General features: G+C 35.6%; 26 protein-coding genes. 15 read left to right on the top strand and 11 right to left on the bottom strand.

The genetic code is table 11. The features are described 5' to 3' along the window. Positions 1 to 126: 126 nt before the first annotated feature. From TYM08_RS19295 to TYM08_RS19265, 7 genes are all read right to left on the bottom strand, one after another. On the bottom strand, positions 127 to 2,328 hold the full coding sequence (locus TYM08_RS19295; protein ID WP_422380785.1) for a beta-propeller domain-containing protein: 2,202 nt from the start codon (positions 2,326 to 2,328) through the stop codon (positions 127 to 129). A 173-nt stretch (positions 2,329 to 2,501) separates the two neighbouring features. Then, positions 2,502 to 3,071 carry a class I SAM-dependent methyltransferase gene (locus tag TYM08_RS19290; RefSeq protein ID WP_422380784.1) on the bottom strand — a complete coding sequence of 190 codons (570 nt, stop codon included), beginning with the start codon at positions 3,069 to 3,071 and terminating at the stop codon, positions 2,502 to 2,504. Between the two features lie 33 nt (positions 3,072 to 3,104). Further along, positions 3,105 to 3,443, bottom strand: a complete 339-nt coding sequence (locus TYM08_RS19285) for an FKBP-type peptidyl-prolyl cis-trans isomerase (protein ID WP_422380783.1) — start codon at positions 3,441 to 3,443, stop codon at positions 3,105 to 3,107. A gap of 49 nt (positions 3,444 to 3,492) precedes the next feature. Beyond that, a complete protein-coding gene (locus TYM08_RS19280; protein WP_422380782.1) occupies positions 3,493 to 4,071 on the bottom strand; it encodes a hypothetical protein in 579 nt (192 codons plus the stop codon). Positions 4,072 to 4,106: 35 nt separating this feature from the next. After that, the gene (locus TYM08_RS19275) at positions 4,107 to 4,442 is read right to left on the bottom strand and encodes a zinc ribbon domain-containing protein YjdM (RefSeq protein WP_422380781.1); all 336 of its coding nucleotides are present in this window, start codon (positions 4,440 to 4,442) and stop codon (positions 4,107 to 4,109) included. A 120-nt stretch (positions 4,443 to 4,562) separates the two neighbouring features. Next, on the bottom strand, positions 4,563 to 5,921 hold the full coding sequence (locus TYM08_RS19270; RefSeq protein WP_422380780.1) for a hypothetical protein: 1,359 nt from the start codon (positions 5,919 to 5,921) through the stop codon (positions 4,563 to 4,565). Positions 5,922 to 5,923: 2 nt separating this feature from the next. Next, positions 5,924 to 6,553 (bottom strand): hypothetical protein, encoded by a 630-nt coding sequence (locus TYM08_RS19265; RefSeq protein ID WP_422380779.1) that lies wholly within the window; start codon positions 6,551 to 6,553, stop codon positions 5,924 to 5,926. Positions 6,554 to 6,679: 126 nt separating this feature from the next. On the opposite strand from TYM08_RS19265, the gene TYM08_RS19260 reads away from it, so the two are divergent. From TYM08_RS19260 to TYM08_RS19240, 5 genes are all read left to right on the top strand, one after another. Further along, the gene (locus TYM08_RS19260) at positions 6,680 to 7,057 is read left to right on the top strand and encodes a YheV family putative zinc ribbon protein (protein WP_422380778.1); all 378 of its coding nucleotides are present in this window, start codon (positions 6,680 to 6,682) and stop codon (positions 7,055 to 7,057) included. A gap of 32 nt (positions 7,058 to 7,089) precedes the next feature. After that, complete coding sequence (gene purE / locus TYM08_RS19255) at positions 7,090 to 7,578, top strand: 5-(carboxyamino)imidazole ribonucleotide mutase (protein WP_422380777.1); 489 nt, start codon at positions 7,090 to 7,092, stop codon at positions 7,576 to 7,578. Between the two features lie 4 nt (positions 7,579 to 7,582). Continuing rightward, positions 7,583 to 8,674, top strand: coding sequence for a 5-(carboxyamino)imidazole ribonucleotide synthase (locus TYM08_RS19250; protein ID WP_422380776.1), 1,092 nt, complete (start codon positions 7,583 to 7,585; stop codon positions 8,672 to 8,674). A gap of 113 nt (positions 8,675 to 8,787) precedes the next feature. Then, positions 8,788 to 9,114 (top strand): DUF5665 domain-containing protein, encoded by a 327-nt coding sequence (locus tag TYM08_RS19245; RefSeq protein ID WP_422380775.1) that lies wholly within the window; start codon positions 8,788 to 8,790, stop codon positions 9,112 to 9,114. Positions 9,115 to 9,286: 172 nt separating this feature from the next. Continuing rightward, positions 9,287 to 9,892, top strand: a complete 606-nt coding sequence (locus tag TYM08_RS19240) for an exopolysaccharide biosynthesis protein (protein WP_422380774.1) — start codon at positions 9,287 to 9,289, stop codon at positions 9,890 to 9,892. A gap of 31 nt (positions 9,893 to 9,923) precedes the next feature. Here the strand turns inward: TYM08_RS19240 and TYM08_RS19235 are convergent, their stop codons facing one another. After that, complete coding sequence (locus tag TYM08_RS19235; protein WP_422380773.1) at positions 9,924 to 10,535, bottom strand: hypothetical protein; 612 nt, start codon at positions 10,533 to 10,535, stop codon at positions 9,924 to 9,926. A gap of 317 nt (positions 10,536 to 10,852) precedes the next feature. Here TYM08_RS19235 and TYM08_RS19230 point away from each other — a divergent pair, with 317 nt between their 5' ends. From TYM08_RS19230 to TYM08_RS19210, 5 genes are all read left to right on the top strand, one after another. Continuing rightward, positions 10,853 to 11,026: a hypothetical protein gene (locus tag TYM08_RS19230; protein WP_422380772.1), complete on the top strand. Its 174-nt coding sequence runs from the start codon at positions 10,853 to 10,855 to the stop codon at positions 11,024 to 11,026. 18 nt (positions 11,027 to 11,044) lie between these two features. Then, positions 11,045 to 11,155 (top strand): hypothetical protein, encoded by a 111-nt coding sequence (locus tag TYM08_RS19225; RefSeq protein ID WP_422382850.1) that lies wholly within the window; start codon positions 11,045 to 11,047, stop codon positions 11,153 to 11,155. 254 nt (positions 11,156 to 11,409) lie between these two features. Beyond that, entirely contained in the window at positions 11,410 to 12,717 is a 1,308-nt protein-coding gene (locus TYM08_RS19220; RefSeq protein WP_422380771.1) for a pentapeptide repeat-containing protein, read from the top strand. Positions 12,718 to 12,732: 15 nt separating this feature from the next. After that, positions 12,733 to 13,710 carry a pentapeptide repeat-containing protein gene (locus TYM08_RS19215; RefSeq protein WP_422380770.1) on the top strand — a complete coding sequence of 326 codons (978 nt, stop codon included), beginning with the start codon at positions 12,733 to 12,735 and terminating at the stop codon, positions 13,708 to 13,710. Positions 13,711 to 13,849: 139 nt separating this feature from the next. Beyond that, on the top strand, positions 13,850 to 14,509 hold the full coding sequence (locus TYM08_RS19210; RefSeq protein ID WP_422380769.1) for a hypothetical protein: 660 nt from the start codon (positions 13,850 to 13,852) through the stop codon (positions 14,507 to 14,509). Positions 14,510 to 14,524: 15 nt separating this feature from the next. Here TYM08_RS19210 and TYM08_RS19205 read toward each other — a convergent pair whose 3' ends face one another. Beyond that, positions 14,525 to 15,091, bottom strand: a complete 567-nt coding sequence (locus tag TYM08_RS19205; protein WP_422380768.1) for an outer membrane beta-barrel protein — start codon at positions 15,089 to 15,091, stop codon at positions 14,525 to 14,527. 260 nt (positions 15,092 to 15,351) lie between these two features. Here TYM08_RS19205 and TYM08_RS19200 point away from each other — a divergent pair, with 260 nt between their 5' ends. Continuing rightward, positions 15,352 to 16,767, top strand: coding sequence for an MATE family efflux transporter (locus tag TYM08_RS19200; protein WP_422380767.1), 1,416 nt, complete (start codon positions 15,352 to 15,354; stop codon positions 16,765 to 16,767). A gap of 49 nt (positions 16,768 to 16,816) precedes the next feature. Here the strand turns inward: TYM08_RS19200 and TYM08_RS19195 are convergent, their stop codons facing one another. Then, positions 16,817 to 17,470 carry a hypothetical protein gene (locus TYM08_RS19195; RefSeq protein WP_422380766.1) on the bottom strand — a complete coding sequence of 218 codons (654 nt, stop codon included), beginning with the start codon at positions 17,468 to 17,470 and terminating at the stop codon, positions 16,817 to 16,819. Between the two features lie 54 nt (positions 17,471 to 17,524). Continuing rightward, complete coding sequence (locus TYM08_RS19190) at positions 17,525 to 18,094, bottom strand: TetR/AcrR family transcriptional regulator (RefSeq protein WP_422380765.1); 570 nt, start codon at positions 18,092 to 18,094, stop codon at positions 17,525 to 17,527. A gap of 124 nt (positions 18,095 to 18,218) precedes the next feature. Here TYM08_RS19190 and TYM08_RS19185 point away from each other — a divergent pair, with 124 nt between their 5' ends. From TYM08_RS19185 to TYM08_RS19170, 4 genes are all read left to right on the top strand, one after another. After that, on the top strand, positions 18,219 to 19,337 hold the full coding sequence (locus TYM08_RS19185) for an FAD-dependent monooxygenase (RefSeq protein ID WP_422380764.1): 1,119 nt from the start codon (positions 18,219 to 18,221) through the stop codon (positions 19,335 to 19,337). Beyond that, positions 19,334 to 19,699: a DUF6463 family protein gene (locus tag TYM08_RS19180; RefSeq protein ID WP_422380763.1), complete on the top strand. Its 366-nt coding sequence runs from the start codon at positions 19,334 to 19,336 to the stop codon at positions 19,697 to 19,699. The genes TYM08_RS19185 and TYM08_RS19180 overlap by 4 nt, the downstream gene beginning before the upstream one ends. Positions 19,700 to 19,765: 66 nt before the next feature. Next, positions 19,766 to 19,900, top strand: a complete 135-nt coding sequence (locus TYM08_RS19175) for a hypothetical protein (protein WP_422380762.1) — start codon at positions 19,766 to 19,768, stop codon at positions 19,898 to 19,900. A gap of 294 nt (positions 19,901 to 20,194) precedes the next feature. Next, positions 20,195 to 22,699 (top strand): carbohydrate-binding protein, encoded by a 2,505-nt coding sequence (locus TYM08_RS19170; protein WP_422380761.1) that lies wholly within the window; start codon positions 20,195 to 20,197, stop codon positions 22,697 to 22,699. The last annotated feature ends 289 nt before the right edge of the window (positions 22,700 to 22,988 follow it).

The following is a 22,988-nucleotide window of genomic DNA, read 5'->3' as shown; positions in this document are numbered from 1 at the left end:
AACCTAGGTTAAGAAAATAAAGTTAAAGGAAAAATATATTTAGAAGGGTGTATGCATCACCACAAATGTAAGATGACATTATGGTGATGCTAAACTTAGATTCGATTTTAAAGCATTTACTCGATATCAATCATTGGTGCTGTGTACTTCACCATCGTTTGAAAATTCAGTTGAATAAATTTCACCGTTTAATGCGTAATACACATTTTGATTTTTTATCACTGAGCGTGATTGATTAACGTCTTCTAAGTTATCGATGATTTGAACGATATTAATTTGATTTATGCTGGCTTCGTTTGCGTAATCTACCTCTATTAACCAAAGCCCCGTCATGTTTGGGTAGGTGTATGAGTTTATGTAATCATAATATTGGTAACGAAATATCGGTATGGCCATTTTAAACAATTTATTTTCTTTATCATTTACAGAGGTAAATGCCTTGTAGTCATCAATAGCAGGGCTATTGGTATTTCTGCCTAATTCTAAAGTGCCCACTACGGTTGATGTGTTATCGGTTTGATCATACAACTCGATTTTTAAGCGATTATCATCGGTTTTACCTAATCCAATCGTAAGCTCGGTGTCTTCGATATTGTGTAAATAGGTAGAGAATCCCGGAATTTCTAATTCAGATTCTAGTTGAATGTCACTTGGGTTAGTGATGTTAAATTCATACAAAGGATCGGTGTTGCGATAAGTAACAATTTGAATACTGTTGCCATCAATTCGCGCGCTGTAGATATCTTCGCGCTCTTTACCAATTGGATCTTCACCTTCTTCAGGATAAACATCTAATAACTCAAACGTATTATTAGCAATTTCATAGTTACGAATAAAGTGGACAGGTAGGGAGCTGTTCTGTTTTTGTTCCGTTGAAATTAGTGTTAATACAGTTTGCTCATTTAAGCTTTGTTCTTTGATTCTGAATTTTGAATCTATGCCAAGACCTAATGTTCCAGGTGCTTTTAATCGCCCAGTGTATTCTAAAGTATTCACATCATAACGTTCTAAATGAGTTTCAATTGTGCCTTCTTGTGTTGAGAATGCATCGGTATTTCGCACCGTTGACATTAAATACACTGCCTCTGTATTTGCGTAAATATTTTCAGCTGGAGTCAATGAGCAAATCGATTGCACGTTTTTTGGATCGTTTAAGTCGATTTTAGTGATGTAGGTAAAGGTTAATCCATCATATTTACCGACCACTCTTCTTTCAGGTAAAACGCAATCTCCAAGGGATGCTAACAATTTTGCTTCGTCATCATTGACTTGAATAGTGCCCATCATTTTTTTGTGCGGAAAATAAGCGAGCTGATCAATTGGTATTTCGCCATTAAACTGATTGATTTCATAAGGAGAGCGGCGACTAACAATAATAAGGGTGTCATCAAGTACACGAGTATCAACGATGCGACCGTCAAATGTAATATTCCAGCTAGCTTGAGGATTGATTGGATCGGTAACATCAATTAAATCAACGCTGCTTTTGTTATGCCACCAGCCATAATAGCTAGATAGACTTGGCGATTGGTCGCTCAGTGAGGAAAGCACTAATAGGCCTTGATCATCTAATACGTCGTACATGCCGTTGATGTAATTTGCATTTGGATTTAATTGTGTTTGTGATACTAATTGGCTCGACACTGGAGAATCAATCATTTCAAATACTTTAAGTTTGCTGCCTACTAATGTTTGTTCTACGGCCCAATACCCAAAACACCATTGGCTGATCGGACTGTTTGAGTCGATTTCAATTGCTGGATTGAATAGCAGTGCTTGGCAAATTTGTATCTCTTCTGAATTGTATAGTTTCCAAACGTAACTAATCGATTCTTTAGGTTGTTTAGGGGTGGCTAAGTATTTATTGTTGATAACTTTTAGCCAATCGGATTCTTCAATTCCTTTTTCGAGGGTGTTAGGTAGGCTGATTAATGCACCTTCATCTACAGTTGGTGTGCCAGACCCAGTTCCAGTTCCTGTTGGTGTGCCTGTCCCAGTTCCAGTTCCAGTTCCAGTTCCAGTTCCAGTCCCAGTTCCAGTCCCAGTTCCAGTTCCAGTCCCAGTTCCAGTCCCAGTTCCAGTTCCAGTTCCACTACCATAGCCACTGAATACTACATTAGAAGCTATCCATTTAAGATTTTCTTGGTTTTTAGGGAAGCACAGCAAGCTTGTATCGTTTTCGCAATCGATGACAACATCAGCTGGGTTGATAGATTCATCCAAATTCAGATCTGTATCAGGTGAGTCGGATGAACTATTAAAACAAGCCGTGAGTGTTAATAACGAGATGTTCGCTGTGACAAGAAGCCCGATTTTATTCCATTTCATGAAAAAGCCTTATTTTCAAAATTAATTTCGCGCGTATTGTAAATTAAATGCTAATAAATGATTTAGAAAAATTCTCCAAATGAGAAAAAGAGCAAGATTTAAACGCTAATATGCGGTAAGTAACGTTGCAAATGTGCTGATTATTGAAAGCGATTGTAATAAATAAGTTTTGATTAGCAATTGTTCATTCGAGCAATGATAAACAACGAATCATCCGCTTCAAATTCTGTGTAGCTTAAAGTAGAAATTATCTCAAAAGATTCTGACATAATGTTAAGTAAGGCTTGTTTGCGGTAGTAGGTAAATAACATGCCATGCATTTGTGTATTTTCTTCGCCCAACCAAAATGAATGCGCAATGATTCCATTTGTATTTAAACATTTAATTTGTTGTTGCAGTGAAATTTGTAATTCATCTTCACTTAGGTGATGCAAAACTTTGTTTGAATAAATACAATCAAAAGATTGATTCAAATCCATTGATTGCGCGTTTATTTTTAAAAAATTTATTTCGGGATGTTTTTGTTGGCAAACAGCAATAAACGCTTCTGATAAATCTGAGCCAGTGACAGCGTAATGTTGTTTTAAATAGTCGATATCCAATCCGCCACCAGAGCCAAGCTCTAACACTGTGGATTGTTCGCGAAGGTGTTGGCTTAGCATGTGATAAATATTATTTCCATCATAGCCTTCGCACATTTTAAGGTAACTTTTTACATTGTCAGGATCATCATAAAAACTCATATTTAATTCCTCTTAACTAATTTTTAAAATATATTAATCATCTCGTGTTAATACTTCTAACAATTCAATCTCAAACACCAAATCAGAATTAGCAGGAATCACTTTACCCACAGCGCGTTCACCATAAGCTAAATGCGCCGGCACTTCTAATTTACGTTTACCGCCCACTTTCATTCCCAAAATGCCTTGGTCCCATCCTTTGATCACTCGACCGGTGCCAATGACACATTGAAACGGTTGGTTCTTATCAATAGACGAGTCAAATTGCGTGCCGTCTGCTAAACAGCCACGATAATGGGTGGTGATTAGTGCGCCTTTTACTGCTTGTTTACCGTCACCTTCTTTTATTTCGGTGATAATTAATTCGTTCATGTTTTTAATTTCCTGTAATTAATTTTGTAATATGACATTTATATATTGATTAATTTAAACGTTCGTCGCTTTCACTTTCTCGACACATCAATTCTGCTTCAGCAATTTTTTGATCGGCTTCGATTTGACTTAACACAGCCTCTTCAACCAACCATTTATATTTACCAATTTCTTGAGCCAATTCGTTATTAGGATTGATCGGACCATACCAATTTAACATTTGTGATTGTCGACGTTTGTATAATTCATCCACAATCAATTCATGGTTTTTATCATGAATCACAAAAATAGTACCAGGCGGAGTTTTAAAAACAGAATATCGAATCGTTGAAAAATGCGCCCATGCTACACAACCCAAACCCAAAAATAACCAAACCCCTTTGCCTTCAATAGAGCTACCCGTAAGAATGGCATAACCTAACTGCACTGCACCTATGGCACACCACAATAAACCGACGTTTCTTAACCACTCATTACGCTCTATTAATATAGAGAATTTTTTAGGAATATCAGCGTAATTCACATCAATGTCGCCTGAGCCTGTTTTGTCTGAATATTCAAAGTTTAATGTTTCGTCTTTGAATGTGAATTTATTTTTGTTTGATTTCTTTTTCTGGATAATTTCCATGCGGTACCTTTAATCGTTATTGAGTTTTATTTCTATTATGCTTTTTTCACAAATTTTGCCGTAACCATCATTTCACCACCGGCAACAAGTTTGCAATCTAACTGATGATCTTTTCCTTCTACAATTCGTTTAATGACTGCTTTGGCTCCCACTTTTAATACTTTAGAACTGCCTTTTATTTTAAGATCTTTTATAAAGGTCACTTTGTCGCCAGCAGTTAATGATGCGCCGTTGGCATCTTTCACTATGATTTGATCATCTATTTCAGCATTATCGGGATTCCATTCAAAAGCACACTCAGGACAGATGAGTTGGTTTTGGTCTGGGTAAACGAAGGTTGATTGGCATTTGGGGCAGGGTGGGTGTGACATTTTTGATTATCTTGAATTATTTGGCGGGTATTGTAATGGTTCTTTTTTGGGTTGGCGAGTTTTTGGCTTGCTCTCATATTTTTTATGCGAGCAAGCTTACATATGAAAAATGTACGCGATTTACCAAGCACCCCTAATTTCATCTTTGATGATGTTATTTACAGTATCTTTGCCATAAAACGTTTTTGCATAATCAATATATTGATTTGATATAGTAAATAAATAATCGATTAGCCATATACCATTTTCAGCATTTGTTTCTATATCAATTGCCCCATGCCTATACCCTTCATCTTTTTTTGATTTCCAATATGCAAATGTCACTAATGTCTCATCTACACTGCTTCTCTTTAACACATCAAAGATTGGACTTGGAACACCACTGTACATATTGGGATAGACTTCATATTTTTCTCTTGCGAACGGGCTAAGTATTGATTCATGATCAAACCCTACAATCAATTGAAAATCAGGATTAATAAAATAATTTATTGTATCTCCTACCCCATTTTCATATCGAAGATTGTATGTGCTATCAATTTTATGCAATTGAAAGGAATTTGATTGAGAATTTTTGTTTATTATATTTTCAGAGTTAATAATTGAGTTAAATATTTTAATTATGTCTTCATAACATTTATCTTTAAATTTATTAATCTTATTATAATAAGGTACATATGGAATTTCTAAGGGTGACAAATCAAAACATTCATGTTCATTTATCTTAGGGCATTCATCACGACAAACTTGATTGAGATAACGATCTAAATATTTTTCTCCTTTTTTAATTTCTTGAAATTTATTATAGTCATTATTTGGAATGAATAGCATAATAGGTGTACTATTTTTTATGCCAACCAAGACTCTATCATTTGACCCTTTTAAATATATCAACTCATACATATTGCAATTATGTGTGAATTCATTAAAAACATCGTCAGAACAACTAAACTCAGTCAAGGAATCTAATGGATTAATATATGTTTCATCTGAACTTAATATAGCTATTGATTTAAACGTTTCGTAAAAGGAAATGACATATTTAGGAAGTTTATTTTGGTACTTTATTATCTGTTTATTCTCATCACCTCTTCTAAACAACCCATCATTTATTAGTGAGAAATCACAAAGTATTAATCGGTTTTTAGTTGCAACAGCTAATGAGTGACTTAAACTACTATCTTTATTTTGAACTTCAACACACATAATATTTGATGCATCGAGTGTAATTGCATCTGAAAATTTTTCAAAGTAATCTAACCCCATTAATAAATGCACCCAACTGTCAGATTTATTTAAAATATAAATCCAGTCTTTAGATAAAACGCTTTTTTTCTTTTTACTAACTTTTTTAGTATCGAAAAAAAAGTTAGTAACTGATTGATATTCAGACTTAAAATCATCAATGTCAATTTTAAAATTAGTAGACTTAACTTTACCTATTGTTATCTTTGATGATTTCATAAAATCAAATAACATATCTACAGACCAACCAAATCATGACCAAAATCTTTTGCCAACTGAAGATATTTTTTATACTGACCTTCATTTTCATACACGAACGTTCCATTTTTATATGCCCTTGCAAGATCAAAAGCGGCATCACAATCCTTTTTTTCTATTTCATCTAAAAAATGTTGGTGCGTTTTATCATATAGCGGCCTAGCACCTTTCTCACTATATAATTTATTTGAATACGCTATTACTCCATTTTTCGTCACGTACTTATCAATTTTTTTCAATGCTTTTTTAGATTCTGCATACGAGATATCACGATCATCAGCAACACCCATTAATGAAAATTCACGTTCATCCAATGTTTCACCGTTTTTTGCTGAGTCTAATAATATTTCTAATGCAAAGTGAGAGCGCCTAATATCAACCACCACCGTTGCAATACATGCCTTCATGTTTTTATCTTTAGTAGAAAAGTACAATTTATGAATTGCTTCGATATAATTGATGTTATTTTTATCTCGTAGGTCTTCCATTTGTTGAAATCGTGCACCTTCTAATGCATCCATAAGCTCTTCAGGAATTTCATTACACGACCAAACTGAGGCCCACTCGTTATTGATTTTTGTATCTTTTGCTTTAAAAAAATTAAACACAGCTAAATCCCTATTAAACTAATTATCATTAAGGCAAGTATAATAATCTGAATCACATTATTTACAATATTATTTTTAGCGCCTCTAACCTCTTAATTACTCAAAAATCGGTAAAATATAGTATTTTTGCCTCTTAACAAATTCAAGCCTTACCCTGAACTTACCTCTCTAGAATCTAGCAACCCACCCAGTAAAACACTAAGTTTCACATACCCTAAAGAAGCAGGTATAATCGCGCCCTTTCCTTTTAATGTGATCATTGTGATAAAACGTTTTATAGCCGGGGCCGTGTGCCCTAAATGTGGTGCGCAAGACTGTATTCGTGCTTATCAAGATGTTGAGAAGGCTTTGTACCATCGTGACTGTGTCGATTGTGGTTTTGAAGATGCGTTGAGTACGGCGGTGAACCAGCCCAATGAGCTGTCTACGCGTGTGAGTGCGTCAACCAATCTTGATGATGTTGTAAGTGAACCGATTCGCTTTGATCCTAATTCTATTACTTAATTCTTTTACATAACTAATACAGGAGCTGCATTATGACCGCTAAAGTTGGCGTCATCATGGGATCTAAATCTGACTGGGATACCATGCGTCATTGCTGCGATACCCTTGAAAAACTAGGCGTTGAATTTGAAACTAAAGTGGTTTCTGCTCACCGTACTCCCGACTTATTATTCAGTTATTCTGAAACGGCAGACGAGCGTGGCTTAGAAGTCATTATCGCTGGTGCCGGTGGTGCAGCGCATTTACCAGGCATGTGTGCAGCTAAAACGCATTTACCTGTATTGGGCATTCCTGTTCAATCTAGCATGTTAAGCGGTGTTGACTCGTTATTGTCGATCGTGCAAATGCCTGCGGGCATTCCTACTGCTACATTAGCAATAGGTAAAGCGGGTTCTATTAACGCAGCATTGTTAGCGGCGAGTATTTTGTCTAATAAATACCCAGACATTAAAGAAGCATTATTGGCGTTTCGTGCAAACCAAACCCAAACTGTTTTAGATAATCCAAACCCAGCGGAGTAATCCCTTGAAAATATCAGTAGTCGGTGGCGGTCAATTAGGCCAAATGATGGCACTTTCGTGCATTAAATTGGGCGTGTCGTTTTCGTTTTTGGACCCGTCTAAAGACGCGTGTGCGCAATTAGTAGGCGATTTAATTCAACATGATTATGACTCTCAAGAAGGTATCGATGCCGTGATTGCATGCTCTGATCGTGTGACGTTTGAGTTTGAATCGGTACCGGCGCAAACGGTTGCTAAAATTGCTAAAAAATTACCTGTTTTTCCTAGTGCTAAGGCATTAGAAGTGGCACGTGATCGTTTGTTTGAAAAGACGTTGTTTCAAAAGCTTGGCATTCAAACCGCACCTTTTGCTGATATTTTAACCCAACAAGATTTAGACGATGCAGCCAAAACCATTGGTTTACCTGCAATCATCAAAACCCGCACATTGGGTTATGACGGTAAAGGTCAAAAAGTGTTAAAAACTGAATCCGATGTTGCTGGCACGTTTGCCGAACTTGGCGGCGTACCGTTATTGTATGAAGGGTTTGTTGATTTTGATGATGAACTGTCATGTATTGCGGTACGATCTGAATCTGGCGAATGTCGTTTTTACCCGTTAGTGCAAAACGAACACAAACAGTCGATGTTGCATTGTTCGGTTGTGCAAAATAATCATCCGCTTCAAGCGTTGGGTGAACAATACGCAAAAAGCGTATTAGACGAATTAGATTACGTGGGTGTAATGACCTTTGAATACTTCCGTAAAGGCGATCAATTATTAGCCAACGAAGTCGCGCCACGCGTACATAACTCGGGACATTGGAGCATTGAAGGCGCGGTATGTGATCAGTTTGAAAACCACATTCGTGCAGTGGCTGGCTTCCCATTAGGCAGCACTAAAACTCGTGATAACGTGGCGTTGTTTAATGTGATTGGTAAAGCATGCGATGAAATGGCACTTATGTCGATAGAAGGCGCTTACTTACATATGTACCACAAGAGCGAAAAAGTGGCGCGTAAGATTGGTCACATTACATTGGTTGAAGACGACAAAGATTTATTCAACCAAAAAATGGCACAAATTGAAGCGTTGTTAAATAACGATTTAGGTTAAGTCATCAATCTTTAATTGTTTAACGTTAGGATGCAGTTGGCTCATCATCTTGGTTTAAAGATGCTGAGCAAGTTTCAAAATTTAAAACATAGCCAATTAAAAAGGCCTGACATATGAGCTCACGAAAATCCCGCAAGCATACTTCAGTTAAATACCCTCTGGATTATCTACAAGATCCTGATTCAATGAATCAATCCCTTAGCGCCATTGAGCAAGAGCTAAAAAAAATATCTCAGCATCGTATGGTTTCGTTATACGGCTCCATTTTTAAACAGCTGTCCTTACAATTTGCCCGTGGTATATTTTTCGGATTAGGAACGGCTTTAGGAGCAACGATTGTATTATCAGGCTTATTATTCTTATTAGCGCAAATTGAGTTTGTGCCCATTATTGGTGAATATGTTCAAAAAATTATTACCGAAATAAAGGGCGGGGGTTAATCAATATTTTAAATTGACTCAGCGTATTCATTTAACCACTTTTTAACTCGAGCACTTTTAACTCAACCACTTTTAACTCAACCACTTTTTAACTCAACCACTTTTAACTCAACCACTTTTTAGAAAACCGCCTTTAAATAATTCATACAATGCATCACAGGAATCCCTACTTTTGACTAACGAACAAAATGAGACATCGACATTGTTTACAGTGCCAACTGTTACACGTGAACGAACGTCTGATGTGTTACTTACACTTATAAAAGCAGCCAAACATGCTGATGTAACGTTGCGAAAATTAACCGATCAATTGGGTGACCGCACCTTTGGTATGTTATTAATATTGGTTACAACATTTAGTGTGATTCCATTTGTGTCCATTATTTCTGGGATTATCATCATGATTCTTGGATTTCAAATGGCTATTGGTTTAACCAAAACCTGGCTGCCAAAGTCGGTGCTAGATTGGAAGTTACCATCAAATAAGGTGCAATCTGCATTGGAATTGTTTGAGCCAAAAGTTCGTAAAATTGAACGATATTTACGCCCAAGATGGGCATTTACAGAAGCGCCAATTGTCGATCGAATCAATGGAGTGATCATTGTTATTTTGGGATTGGTTGTGATGATTCCCATTCCATTAACTAATTTAGGTCCCGCTTTTGCCATTATTTTATTGGGGCTTGGATTAATGGAACGAGATGGATTAGTGCAAATAGCCGCCGCAACAATTGGTCTGATAGCTTTGGGTGGCGTGTATTTTTTAGCTTTTATGTAAAAACAATTTTAAATACATCTTCTGAAATTTTTCATTTGTTTTTCATAATTTCAAACATACGGTCATAAGAAATTTGTGGATCTTTACCAAAGTTGATCGCCTCAGGGTTAATTCTACTGATGATGTCATTGAACTGGTTTTCATCTCGATCGGCAACGGATGTTAATGCAACTATGTATGTCCCGTAATAATTAGCCAGGCGTGTATAATATCTAAAAAACGAAAGCAGTATCTGCATCATAAAAATAGCCAGCATAACCGCTCCTAATCGAGTAATGGATGTAGACAAAATATTTGTGATGGGATTTTGTTCGGATATTTTTTCAGCTCGAGACTGGCTTAAAAGTGTGAAATTCTCAGTTAGCCTTTCCGCTAATTTTGTATCGTCAATTTCATCGATTTTATCTAGTAATTCTTGCTCGGCTAATTGGTCAGCATCAGTCGAAACAAATAACTGATTTGAAAAAAGAAAAAATGTGATCGACAATACAAATACAAATACCAATCCTAAAATAGAAAATCCCCCTGCGCGTTTGCTTTGTAGTTGTAAATGTTTGAGCTGCTGAATCGACTGTTCGGCATTTGTTGATGTCAAAGTGGATTGGGTCAGGGTAGATTGTTTTGATTGATGGGTTGTCGACATGTTCAGTCCTTTATTTAGAAAGTGTGAAAACTAATGAAATTGAAAATAATTTTTATAATTTGAACAGTGCTTGAATAAGGGTTTTGTGTCAACTGAGATTGTTAACATTTCATAGAAGCTGTTAAATATTTCTTGATTCATCCAAACCCAAACCCACATTTCAAACGTATACCCTCAATGAGTCACGCCAATGAAATACACAAAATTACCCTTAATCATTTATTGATTATCCTTTTCTTTACCGCTTCAAACACTTTAGGTCATGCGCCAACGGGGCTTGAATTACTTGACCAACTAAAATAGGGTGTTGGCGAGCAATGGTTTTGGTTGGCGGTATTTTGTATCTTTTTAGAAGCATTGCTGGTGATCAGTTTATATTTTCCGGGGCAATATATTGCGGTGTTGTTGGTTGTGCTATCGGTGCCAACAAAAATGGATATTGTGCTATTGAGTTTGGCGGTGGTGCTTTCTATGCCTATTTCACTCAATAATTTAGGCCAGCCTTTGCCATTATTTTATTAGGCTTAGGTTTGATGGAGCGTGATGGGTTGGTGCAAATTGCAGCAGCAACACTCGGCGTGATTGCTTTGGGTGGTGTCTACTTTTTTGCATTTATGTGATGCCTATCTATAAATATACAGTAAAACGTTTAAGTAATAGTTAGCTTTGCAAAAAAATGGGCTTTTAGATGAATTTAGTTCTCTCATTTTTTTAAAATATACGTTATGATTTTAAAACTAGTCAATGGATTTTTGGCTATAAATGTGTGTCACATATCTGTTCGAAAAAATCTAAGGATACCTTGAAAACTAAATTTCAGAGCCCTAGGTGATTATTTGAATGGGGTTTTTAATTATAGGAGGATTGATAGATTATGAATCAAACAAATATTGATAAAATCATTATTTTACATAAAGTAAAACTGATGGGTATAGATGAGCAGCTTGCTAAGCAAGAATTAGGAGCGTCGCTTGGATTAGAAGCTCAAGAAGCCGAACAAAGATCTTATTCATTGAAAGAGTTGGATGAAAATACTTTAGATTTTTCAAATGAAAAATTTAAAAATGTAGAGTTTAATTGTAATGATTTAAGTAATGCAAATTTCGAAGGATCAAAAATTACAGGTGTTAAATTTTCAAGCTTAAATTTAAGTGGCGCTAATTTTAAAGGTGTTATTTTTAAAGACGTTGAATTTAAAAATGTGGATTTAAGTGGTGTTAGTTTTGAAGGGGCAGAATTTAACGATAGTTCGATTGAAAATTGTGAGTTATTCAATGTAAATGCAACTTCATTAGAGTGTGAAAGTTTAAATGTCCATAATTCTCACTTTATGGATTGTAATTTTTCTGATGCAAAGTTAAGTGACTTACGTATTTATTATTGCACTATTGATAAACTTAATTTTGAAGCTGCGACATTAAATGATACTGTCATTGATAATTCGACGGTTAATGATTTTAATTTTAATAAATCAATTATTGATAAAATTAGATTCAGTGGAACTAAGGTTGGTAGTTTATTTTTTGAAAAGGCTGAAGTTAAAATAGTTGTATTTGAGAAAGCTAGTATTGAATCGATTATAATTGATGATATAACGATCGAAAGTCTAGAAATTAATATGTCGAGTGTTTTAGATTTTGAAATTAAAAAATCAAATATAAAGAATTTATCTATATACAAGTCTCATATTAAAAATATTAAATTCAAAGGTGCAGTTCTTGATAAGTTTTATGCATCTTACGTGACCTTTGATAGTTTTAGTAATGAATCGAGTGAAACGGGAACAGTTTTTAATAAAATAGATTTTGAATATGTTAATTTAATTAATTTTAAATTAAATGATGTGATGTTTGTAGGTTTTGATTTAGAAAAATCTAATTTAAAAAATGCTGAATTCAATCAGTGTCAATTTGAAAAAATATACTTTAGAGGAACAAATTTTTCCGGTACAAAATTTATTGATAGCCCAAGTGGTGATTTTTCAATATATGAAAGTGATATGCAAAATACAGAATTTCACGAATCAAGTATTAAAGATATTACAATTAAAGATTCTAATGTCGAAGGCAGCAATCTTTATGAAATGAAAAAAGAAGGAACTGGCTATCGTCCATTGACCGATGCAGATAATACAAAAGGTTTATTCTCATTTTTAATCTCTATGTTTTCAAAATCAAATTAATAAAGGAAGTATGTTATGAATCAACAAGAAGTTAATAATCAATTGTTTAAATTTTTGGTCAGTGAAATAAATGGCTGCCCTGATATGAGTTTTATGGATTTTTCCAATCAACATCTTGATGGTGTTGAGTTTAAAAATATGCAACTTAATGGACTGAATTTAAGTGGCGCGAGTTTAAAATCCGCCGTGTTTGAAAACGTTGTGATAAATGGTGCTATCTTTGATGGTGCAAATTTACAAGGCGTTAAATTTAATAATGCTGAAATTAATGGGGTGGGTTATGAAAATTTAGGGCCTTCTATTAAAATGATTAAGCAAGATGACGGCACTATTAGAAATGCCGATATTAATTTTACAGATGTGGTAATTAAGAATTCAACTTTTGAAAGATTTAATTTTGAAAATCCAAATTTTACAAATGTAAATTTCACAAATTCTGTTATTGAATATATTGAGTGCGAATCGCCGATATTTAAAGATGTGATATTTACTAATACAAATTTAGAATCGGGCAAGTTTGCTCAAGGATCATTTGAAAGTATGTCATTCATCAATAGTTATGTCGAATATTGTGAGTTTGATGGTTCGATAATACATAACCTATTGATTCAAAATTGTAATATTGATGAGAATAAATTTTCTAAAGTGGACGTCAATCAATATGTTATAGAAAATAGTGGATTTAACTGTGATATTAAAAAATCGAAATTTAGTGAAGGTAGTATTGGGAGCTCTAATATTCGAAGCGAAGATGGATTTAAGAAATCAAAATTTAATCAATTATCGTTAAAAAATTCAAGGTTTTCAGATATTGAATTTTATACTAATGAATTTTTAGATTTCAATGTAAAAAATTCTGATGTGAACTTGCCTGATTTTAGCAGTGAAAATAATACAATCAAAAACTTCGACATATCCAGTTCAAGCTTGAATGATATCAAATTAGACGATGAGAGCATTGAAGGTGTAAAGTTTGATTTGGTTTATATTTAACTGAGAAAACTCGATTCATCTGCATATCAATATGTGGGTGAATCGTTCAATTCACAAAAAACAACGTTAAATCGACCTTTTTAAATCATCTAAATATCATTTTTAAACGTAAGTAATTGTTCATCAATGAGATTTTAAAATGAAATATAGCAAGCTGCCTCTGGTCATATTGAGCATATTTATACTATTTACTGCTGCTAGCGGATTGGGTTATGTACCTTCTGGTCTAGAATTGCTAGATCAATTAAAACAAAATGTTGGGGATCAATGGTTTTGGTTGGCGGTATTTTGTATCTTTTTAGAAGCATTGGTGGTGATCAGTTTATATTTTCCTGGACAATATATTGCGGTGTTGTTGGTTGTGCTATCGGTGCCAACAAAAATGGACATTGTGCTATTAAGTTTGGCGATGGTGATTGCAACGACAATGGGATCTGGAGTGAATTATTTGATTGGTCGATATTTTTCAAAAGAAATGGACATCAAACCAATTTCATATAAAACATTAATTCCTGCGATGATCCATTCAAGCGGTTTGGCCATATTTACATTTAACTGGGGATTGCGTCGTGGCACGCCATGGTTGATTTTAGTTTCTACTTTTTTGAATATTCCCTATTATTTGTTGATTGTGTTTACAACTGTCGCATTCGGAGAGCAAATTTTAGAGGCAACGGATAATCCAATAATTATTGGTTCGGCTTTAATTATTTGGCTAGGTATTAGCATTTGGCGAGATCGTAAGCGTGATATCGAATCGAAGAATGTTATAAATGCTAGTCAGCTTGATGCCGACTAACAATAAAATTAAATATTAATACCATACATAGTTTAAAGTAATACCAAAAGAGGAGCTGTTCATGGTTAGGTCGTAATTTTCTAGATTGATGTTATTTCCTGTTTGATTCCACATCGCTTCAATTTGAACGTGATCAATAATCTCATAACCAACACCCGCCATAAATCCTAATCCAGCATAACTAGCTGAAGTATAGGCAGTGCTTCTTGAAAATGACCCTAGCCCGCCTCCACCAATAACATAAAGTGACGGGGCTGAGTCAGTTAAAAACAATTGCGCTGCCATACCACCAACAGCAGCGGTATTGATCCCGTATTCATCGGCAGACCAACCAACGTTGTTGATATAAAACAACGAAAAATGTTCTGAAATTCCACCACCTAAACGAAATGTTGTATTTACGCCAAATTGATCAACATAATTTGGTTGCTCAAGTACGCCCTCATCACTTCGTTGTGAAACTAATTTACCGGCTCCGGCACCAATGCCTATTTGAAAACCTTTTCTATTATTATCTAAAGACAGTGCAGAAGTGGATGCTGCAAGTACAGAAAGTGCAATTACTGTTTTAAAGAATTTCATTTTGTATTCCTAATATTAAAGTGATTCAGATTTATAAACTTCTTTGATTGGCATCAAAAAATGGCGAAGAAATCACGCGAAGTTTAATGTTTAGTGGGTATAAGTCAATTTATAAATAATTCCATGTAATTGATTCTAATAATCGATTGAATCCGAGTAATAGTTGCACTTAATAACGTTTACTTTGGTTGATGAAAATATTTTAAGAAAATCCCTCGAAAATCCGTTAGAATCGGCTCACGAAATCAAGGTCGCAGTAAATGAGTCAGTCAAGTCAATCAAGTCAAACATATCAATTGGGTAATATGCCGATGAATGGTCTATTCATCAAGATGGCAGTGCCTATCATTTTGGGTTTATTAGTCAGTGGTTTGTATAATGTCGTGGACATTATCTTCGTTGGTATGTTGCATGACGATGCGGCACTAGCAGGCGTGCAGTTGATTTTTCCTGTGCAGATGCTGATGTTTTCTATTTCTGCATTAATAGGCGCAGGCGCTGCATCGATTATTTCTCGTGCGTTAGGCGCTAAAGATCATGAAAAAGCCAACCGAACCGCCATAATGGCATTAAGTCTCGTTGGTTTAATTGGCGCAATAATTTCTGTTGTTGTCTATATATTATGCGATCAAATGTTAGAAGGGTTAGGTGCAAAACCTAATCAAGATTTATTTTTACGCGCTAAAGAATATGTGCTACCGATTATTTACGGCGCGGTATTTATGTTAAGTGTGGGTGTCATGAATGATTTATTTCGTTCAGAAGGCAAGATGCAATACATGATGACGCTGATCATGATTTCAGCAATAAGCAATACTGTGTTAGATCCGTTTTTTATGTTTCAAAGCCAGTCAGGGGTTGGGTTAGGTTTGGGGGTTTCAGGTGCAGCTTATGCGACATTGTGTGCTCAAATATTAGCCACAATCATGGGTATTATTTTTTATTCCATCAAACGTACGCAAATTAAAATTCATTTTAAATATTTAAAATTTAACTTCACTGATATTAAAACGATTATTCTTTTGGGTTTCCCAATATTTTTAACCCATGCAGGCGTATCGATCATTATTATGGTGGCGAATAAAGCGCTGTCCGATATTGCAGGAGGTGAAAGTGAAATATACATCGGCGCATATGGCGTGTTGGCAAGGGTGTATATGTTTTTCGTATTACCTTGTATTGCAATGATGATTACATTCCAAACCATTGCCGGATTTAATTACGGCGCCAAACAATATAGGCGCGTGCATGAGTCTATTGTTGTGAGTATTAAAATTATCAGTCTGTATTCATTAGCGATTACTTGCATCATGATTTTTGTACCACATTGGATTTTTAATTGGTTTTATACAGATGAAACCAATGTAAAAATTGTATCGGATATGGCGGGTATTGTGTTTTTTGCTTTTCCATTAACAGGGGTATTTTTAATACTTACCGCGTATTTTCAATCAGCTGGGCACGCAGGGCCTGCGCTTATTTTTTCATCAGCAAAAGTATATGCGATTCAATTGCCACTGTTGATTTTCATGCCAAGATTAATGGGAATAGATGGAGTGTTTTATGCTTACCCTGCAGCAGATGTTATTGCGATATTACTGGTGAGTGTCTACAGTATTAAAGAATTTGCAAGCTTGCTAAAGCGTGAAAAAACAATTGAAATTGGTGAACAATAAACATTAAAGTGCAGATCAAAAAAATTGATATGCACTTTAAAATATTCGATTACATTTTTACTGACACCATCATTTTAAATATCGCTCCGCCTGGATAAAATTTTAAAAAAGTTTCAGCATTTCTAATGGTTTTTTTATCTTCGTCAGTATCTCCATATTCTTCGGCACTTGTTATTATTTTACCTGAAACAGGGATATCTATCGAAGCCCAATCCACATCAAAATAATAACGTTGCTTAAATTTCCAGCGATTTCCAGCAGCTAATCGAATGTAATTCGTATCGGTTTTTGAAAGAATAGTTGAATAGTTTTTTATTGCTAATTCAAATAAATCTTTAGCAAGTTGAATTTCTGTATTTCGCTTACCCAGACCAAATTTAATATTAAAACTTTGTCCATAAAATCGTGTTGCTTGCAGGGTGTATGTTTTTTCGCTGATTTGTCCAATATCAAAAATAAATAAATCAAGTGCTAGTTTCGAGTTTAATAAATATGCTCCAAATTCCCATTGATCATTTAATCGGTAGTTGGCATGTAAGCCAAATGACGCAGGAAAGGGAATGTTCGATGGTGAAAAATCGACACCCACACTAAAATCAGATTCCCCAGAAAATAACGCAGAAGGTTTATCAGCAACTTCGCTCTGTGCTGAAGATAATTGATGGGCAGTGAGCAAAAAAAGAATGGTAAATAGTTTTTTCATAAGATTTCCGTTTATTATGGGTAAGATGGGTGGCGTTAATTTAGCATAGAAATATTAATGGCAGGATAATAAAATCTCACAATCTTTACGCAATGCTTGTAGCCATTGCGTAGATTTTAAATCAGGTTGAGATAAGCCTGCTAACAAATGAAAGGTATAAAACCCAAACCAAGCTTTTGCCATGATTTGACGTTGTTGCTGCGTATGTTTGGGTAAATCTATTTTGAGCTTGTCGCTAATTTGTAAAATAAAGCCATTCATTTGTTTCTCAAAATACGTGACATCAAATAATGCGGTTTGCATTAGTGCCTTTGAAAACGCACGATCTTCCTCGTAAAAACCGTATAAGAATTTAGCAAAACTTAAAAAATACCCCAAGCCCGTTGATTCATTATTTGCTTTTTCTAAATGGCGGGATAATTTGTCATCGATTTTTTTATGAAACAATGCCTGAGTTAATAATTGCTTATCTTTAAAATGCGAAAATACCGTCCCCACACCAATGTTTGCCTGTTTCGCAATCATTCTGGTTGATGTGTTTTCATAGCCATGTTCAATAAATAATTCGCTGGCAGTATTAAGGATTAGCTCGCGTGTTTGTTGTTTTTGATTGTCTCGACTCACGGTTATCTCGAATCTAGTTTAAGAGGCTTAAGTTTACTCTCATTGCAAAAAAACACAATATGAGCTTGCTCAATGAGCATGCTCAGTTTATAGTGTGGTTAATTAAATATAAAGAGGATACGACATGATTGTCATTAATGGAGCAGGCATAGCAGGGTTGACGCTGGCAAATGCGTTATTACAAAAAGGCATTCCATTTAAAATAATTGAACGCTCAATATCACTTGAGGCAATGGGCGCAGGCATAATTCTACAAAATAATGGGTTAGCTATATTAGATAAATTAGGTTTGGTAGATGAAATAAAAAGTGATGACATTAGGTCATTAAACCTAGGTTACAAAAATCACATCACCCAAGCCCGAGCAGACAAAATTGGCCTCAAATGCAAAGCAGTACATCGTGCTGAGTTACAAACTATTTTGCTAAAAAATATACCTAAAGAAATGATTATTTTGAATGCAGAAATAGAGAGTATTCAAAACAATGACAATGACAATGACAATGGTTTGGTCATCACTTTAAATAATGGTGAACATTTAAAAGCGGATTATTTAGTAAATGGCGCAGGCATAAATAATGAATTACATGCAAAAGCAGAAATACACGACACAGGATTAATGTGTTGGCGCGCGGTTGTGACACTTAAATCTCCACTGCAACAATTTGGTGAATACTGGTTTGGCAAACAACGCATAGGCATGGTGGCGTTGTCTGATTCAAAAGCGTATGTGTTTCATGTCGTTCAATTAAACTCAGATGAAGATATAAATGAATATAATCAATCATCAAGACAGGCATTTATAAAAACAAAATCATCAAACTCAAATGACTTTCATCAATTAAATTTTGAAAATACACAGTGGATAAAACACCCATTACAAGATAGGAAAATAAACTGGGGACATAATCGTATTATAGCCATTGGCGATGCCGCACATGCCATGACACCCAATTTAGGGCAAGGTGCAGTATTAGCAATGGAAGATGCTATGGAATTAGCTTATATTTTTTCTAAACAAACAAATAACCCTGTTGCCGAATTAATTAAGCAGCGACATTCTCGAATTAAATCGGTGCATAAACTCAGTCGACTATTTGGCCAAATTGCACACAATGAATATTTTGTTTTTAAACTACTTAAAATAATCATGGTGAAATTTATGCCCAATGAAATGTTAATGAAATCACAGGTTAAATGGATGAATCAATTTGTAAATCGATTAGAGGTAATATCAAAATGAAACAAAAACACTTTGCACGATTTTTATTATTTATAACATTGGGTCACTTAACGGTAGGCGTACTATTATTTGGTAAGCAGTTATTGCAAATACCAAAACAGGGTTGGGTAAATGTGGTAGGACCTAATAATTTAGATGTCTCTGTTGCAGTTTGGTTTATGTTATTTGCATGGCCATTATTATTAATTGTTATACAATTTTGGAATCGTGATGCACTCGTAACAAAACCATTTTTATTAGGCTGTTTAACAGGCTCAATATTAGGTATTAGTTTAATGCCTGCTAGTGGGTTTTGGTTACTGTTGGTTTTGGCGGGGGTTGCAATAGCAAAACGTAACAAAAATGAAGTGAGTAACTTTTAAAATTCAGTCAAGTTCTCTGTATAATTTGGGCTTTAAAAATTTCATGGAACATTCATAGATGAAGTAATGGTGTTCACTTATGAAAATTTAAGTTATGAATTTAATGTAAGCGATGCTGCTGGACTTATCGATGGATCAGGCATTATTTTTTCAAATGAACTGAATGATTGTACTTTGATTATGGATAAATTTATTCCATAGCGTTTAATCTGCTAATAAAAAAACCAGCAACTCGCTGGTTTTTTTATGGCTGTCTATTAATTCGTAGGAAAATATTTAAGCGTGAAGGCCTTTAATTGAATTTTTGCTAAGTTGTCTTGTTTAGAATTGCGTCACGTCTTATTTTAATGAGATGTATATAATCTTTGTTTTTAAATTGTTGCTATTTGTTTGATTTGTTTGATTTGTTGGGGTCGTTTATTTCAATGTCATACTCAATCAGTTTGCGCGTTTTGACTTCTTTTAATGTTTGATTTTTTCTGTAATGGTGAATTCATGAATATAAAATTATTGTCCGCCTGTTGTATGGCGTCTGCTTTGTTTCTTGGTGCTTGTACGCAAAATATGACCGAGCCGACTCCTAATTCTGATTTAGTTGATGATCAAGCAACGATTACTGATACAGATTCTGGTTCGCAAACTTTCACTAACAGCGTAACCGATACGGATTCCATCACCAATTCGCAGACCCAAAGTGAAACTCAAAGCCAAACACAGACATTCAGCGACACCATGAGCAGTACCGATACTCAAAGCCAGACAGAAACTCAAACTGATGGTGAAACTGCCACACAAACACAAACCAAAACACAAGTCGATACACAATCACAGACCGATACTCAAACTCAAACTCAAACCCCTACTGAAACTAAAACTGAGACCGAAGTTGAGGTCAATCAGCCGTCTGTTGCAAAATTCACTTATGAAATCAATGATTTGACCGTTAGCTTTATGAATCAATCAACCGATCCAAATGCTAACGATACTTTAACGTTTCATTGGGACTTTGGTAACGGGCAAACCAGTGAAGAAATTTCGCCTACTCAAGATTTCATTGCAAGCAGTTATCAGGTCAGTTTAAGTGTTAACGATGGGCAGGTAACAACCGTTTTTACAAGGGCGTTAGTCATTGATCCACCTGCAACAAGACGCATCGAAGCGGAGAGTTTTAGCTCAAGTACTGGTGAAATAGCCACTGAAAATGGCGGCACAACAGTGGGTTATTTTAAAAATGATGATTTCACAGTCTATAACGATATCGATCTAAGCCAGGTAGAAATGGTCAGTGCGGCATATGCGAGCATTACCGGTACTGGTGCAATTGAAATGCGTGTTGATTCTGCAAATGGTGAGTTATTTGCGTTGATGCAATTAAGCTCGACGAACGATTGGCAAAATTACGTTGAGCAATCAGCAGCGGTTGTTAATCAAATTGAAGGGGTGCACAACCTATATATAGTGGGTAAAGATAGCGCTGGAAACTACATCGCCAACTTTGATTATTTTGAATTACATACTAGCAACAACATTAATGTAGGAAGCGCCAATACCACGATCGAAGAGCAAAGCGCAGGGTTTTGTTTTGTAGATGGCTTAGTGCAAAACGAGCATGGTGGTACAGGCAGTGGTTACAGTAATAGCGAAAATCGCAGCGACTCAACTATCCAATGGTCAGTTGAAGCGATGCAAAGTGGTGTTTACCAATTAACTATTACCTACGCTGGCATCAATGATAGTCGACCTGGTGCGTTAAGTATTAACGGTCTTGGTGAACAAATTGTGCCATTTGCACCAACAAACGCTTGGACAGATTGGCAAACACACAGCATTAACGTTGTGTTGTTCCAGGGCGCAAACACCATTTTGTTGAGTTCAACCATTGAGCTTGGGTTACCAAATATTGATAAGATTAATATAGTCGGTGACGGCATCACCCCATTACCTTGTGTGCCAGTGGTGGTTCCAGATCCAAATGAGCCCGCACAATGTGGTGATGGCGTAGCAAAAGCTCGTGTCACAGGCAGTGCTGGTAACTATCAAATGAATGGTATTGATTACGCTAATGATTACACCGGTGCAATATTTGCGGCATTAGGTGAATTATCCACAAACCGTACTGAGCAAGAACGAATCGTGATTATGGCCAGCGGCGACATAGGCGATGCTCGAATCAACTTAAAAAGTCACACCATTTTTGAAGTGTGCGGCACTATGAATGCCGCACCAAATAGCCGTGGCGCTATTACAATTTGGGGCTCGGTCACAGAAAATATTTCAATTCCGTATCTAAACATGACAGGTAATCCAAACTTTGCCTTGTTAATTGCCGATACCAGCAACCTACATCTAGGCCAGATCGACATGCGAATGAGCGGCGGTGCGGGTATTCGTTTTGATAACCGTGGCTTAACAACCAATGTTCGTATAGATGATGTTTATGTAGAAGGCACATCAGGCCACGCATTAGAAACTTGGGTCATTGATGGATTAACCATCGGTCGCATCGTGGCACGTGATACCGGTTACGCAGGTTTGTTATTAAACAACACACGAAATGCGACTATAGGTCTAGTTGAAGGCTATAACACAGGCAATGGTACAGGTTATGCCACACTTCGTTTTGCCAATGGTAATGGTAATATAAATGGTCAATACCCAACCAATATCGTGATAGATAAAGTGATCTCACGAGGTGGCGCAAGAGGATTATTCTGCGTATCACAATCTGGCGGCGCGCATATTAAAGAGATCGATTTTGCCGATAACGGCAACAACTCAATCTTAATAGAAAACTGCTACAACGTAACAATCGACAAAGGCACAATTAATGGCGGTGGTGAATTAAGACTGTCAGCACGTAGCGAATTTGAAAACAACCGCGACATTACCATTAGCAACGTAAACGTAAGCAACACCAGCGTTAGAGAATCACCATGTGGTAACAACATTAACTTCAATAACGTCAACGTGACCAACGGCAACTACAACGTTTGTAACTAACAACGAATCCAAAATGCCGCCGAATTTATTTTGAGTTTGGCGGCTTTTCTACGATATTTATTGCGGTGAATTTTTTAGTTTAAATTTGGATGTGGTTTTTATATAGGTTGCTTTTTAGGGGGTAGATTTTTTTTGTTTTTGTTTTTATTGCCGTAAACGACAACCTGCAATTTTGGTAGGTGAAATATTATTGAGTGGGTATGATTAAGTGAGTGTCTGTTTTGATGCTACTTTAAATTGTTTTGAAATAGAATAGAATGCATCTAACCAATAATAAAGCGAGACCAAA

The sequence above is a fragment of the Marinicellulosiphila megalodicopiae genome (assembly GCF_045862395.1).
Taxonomy (GTDB): domain Bacteria; phylum Pseudomonadota; class Gammaproteobacteria; order Pseudomonadales; family Natronospirillaceae; genus Marinicellulosiphila; species Marinicellulosiphila megalodicopiae.
This window is presented reverse-complemented; position numbering and strand designations above follow the sequence as displayed.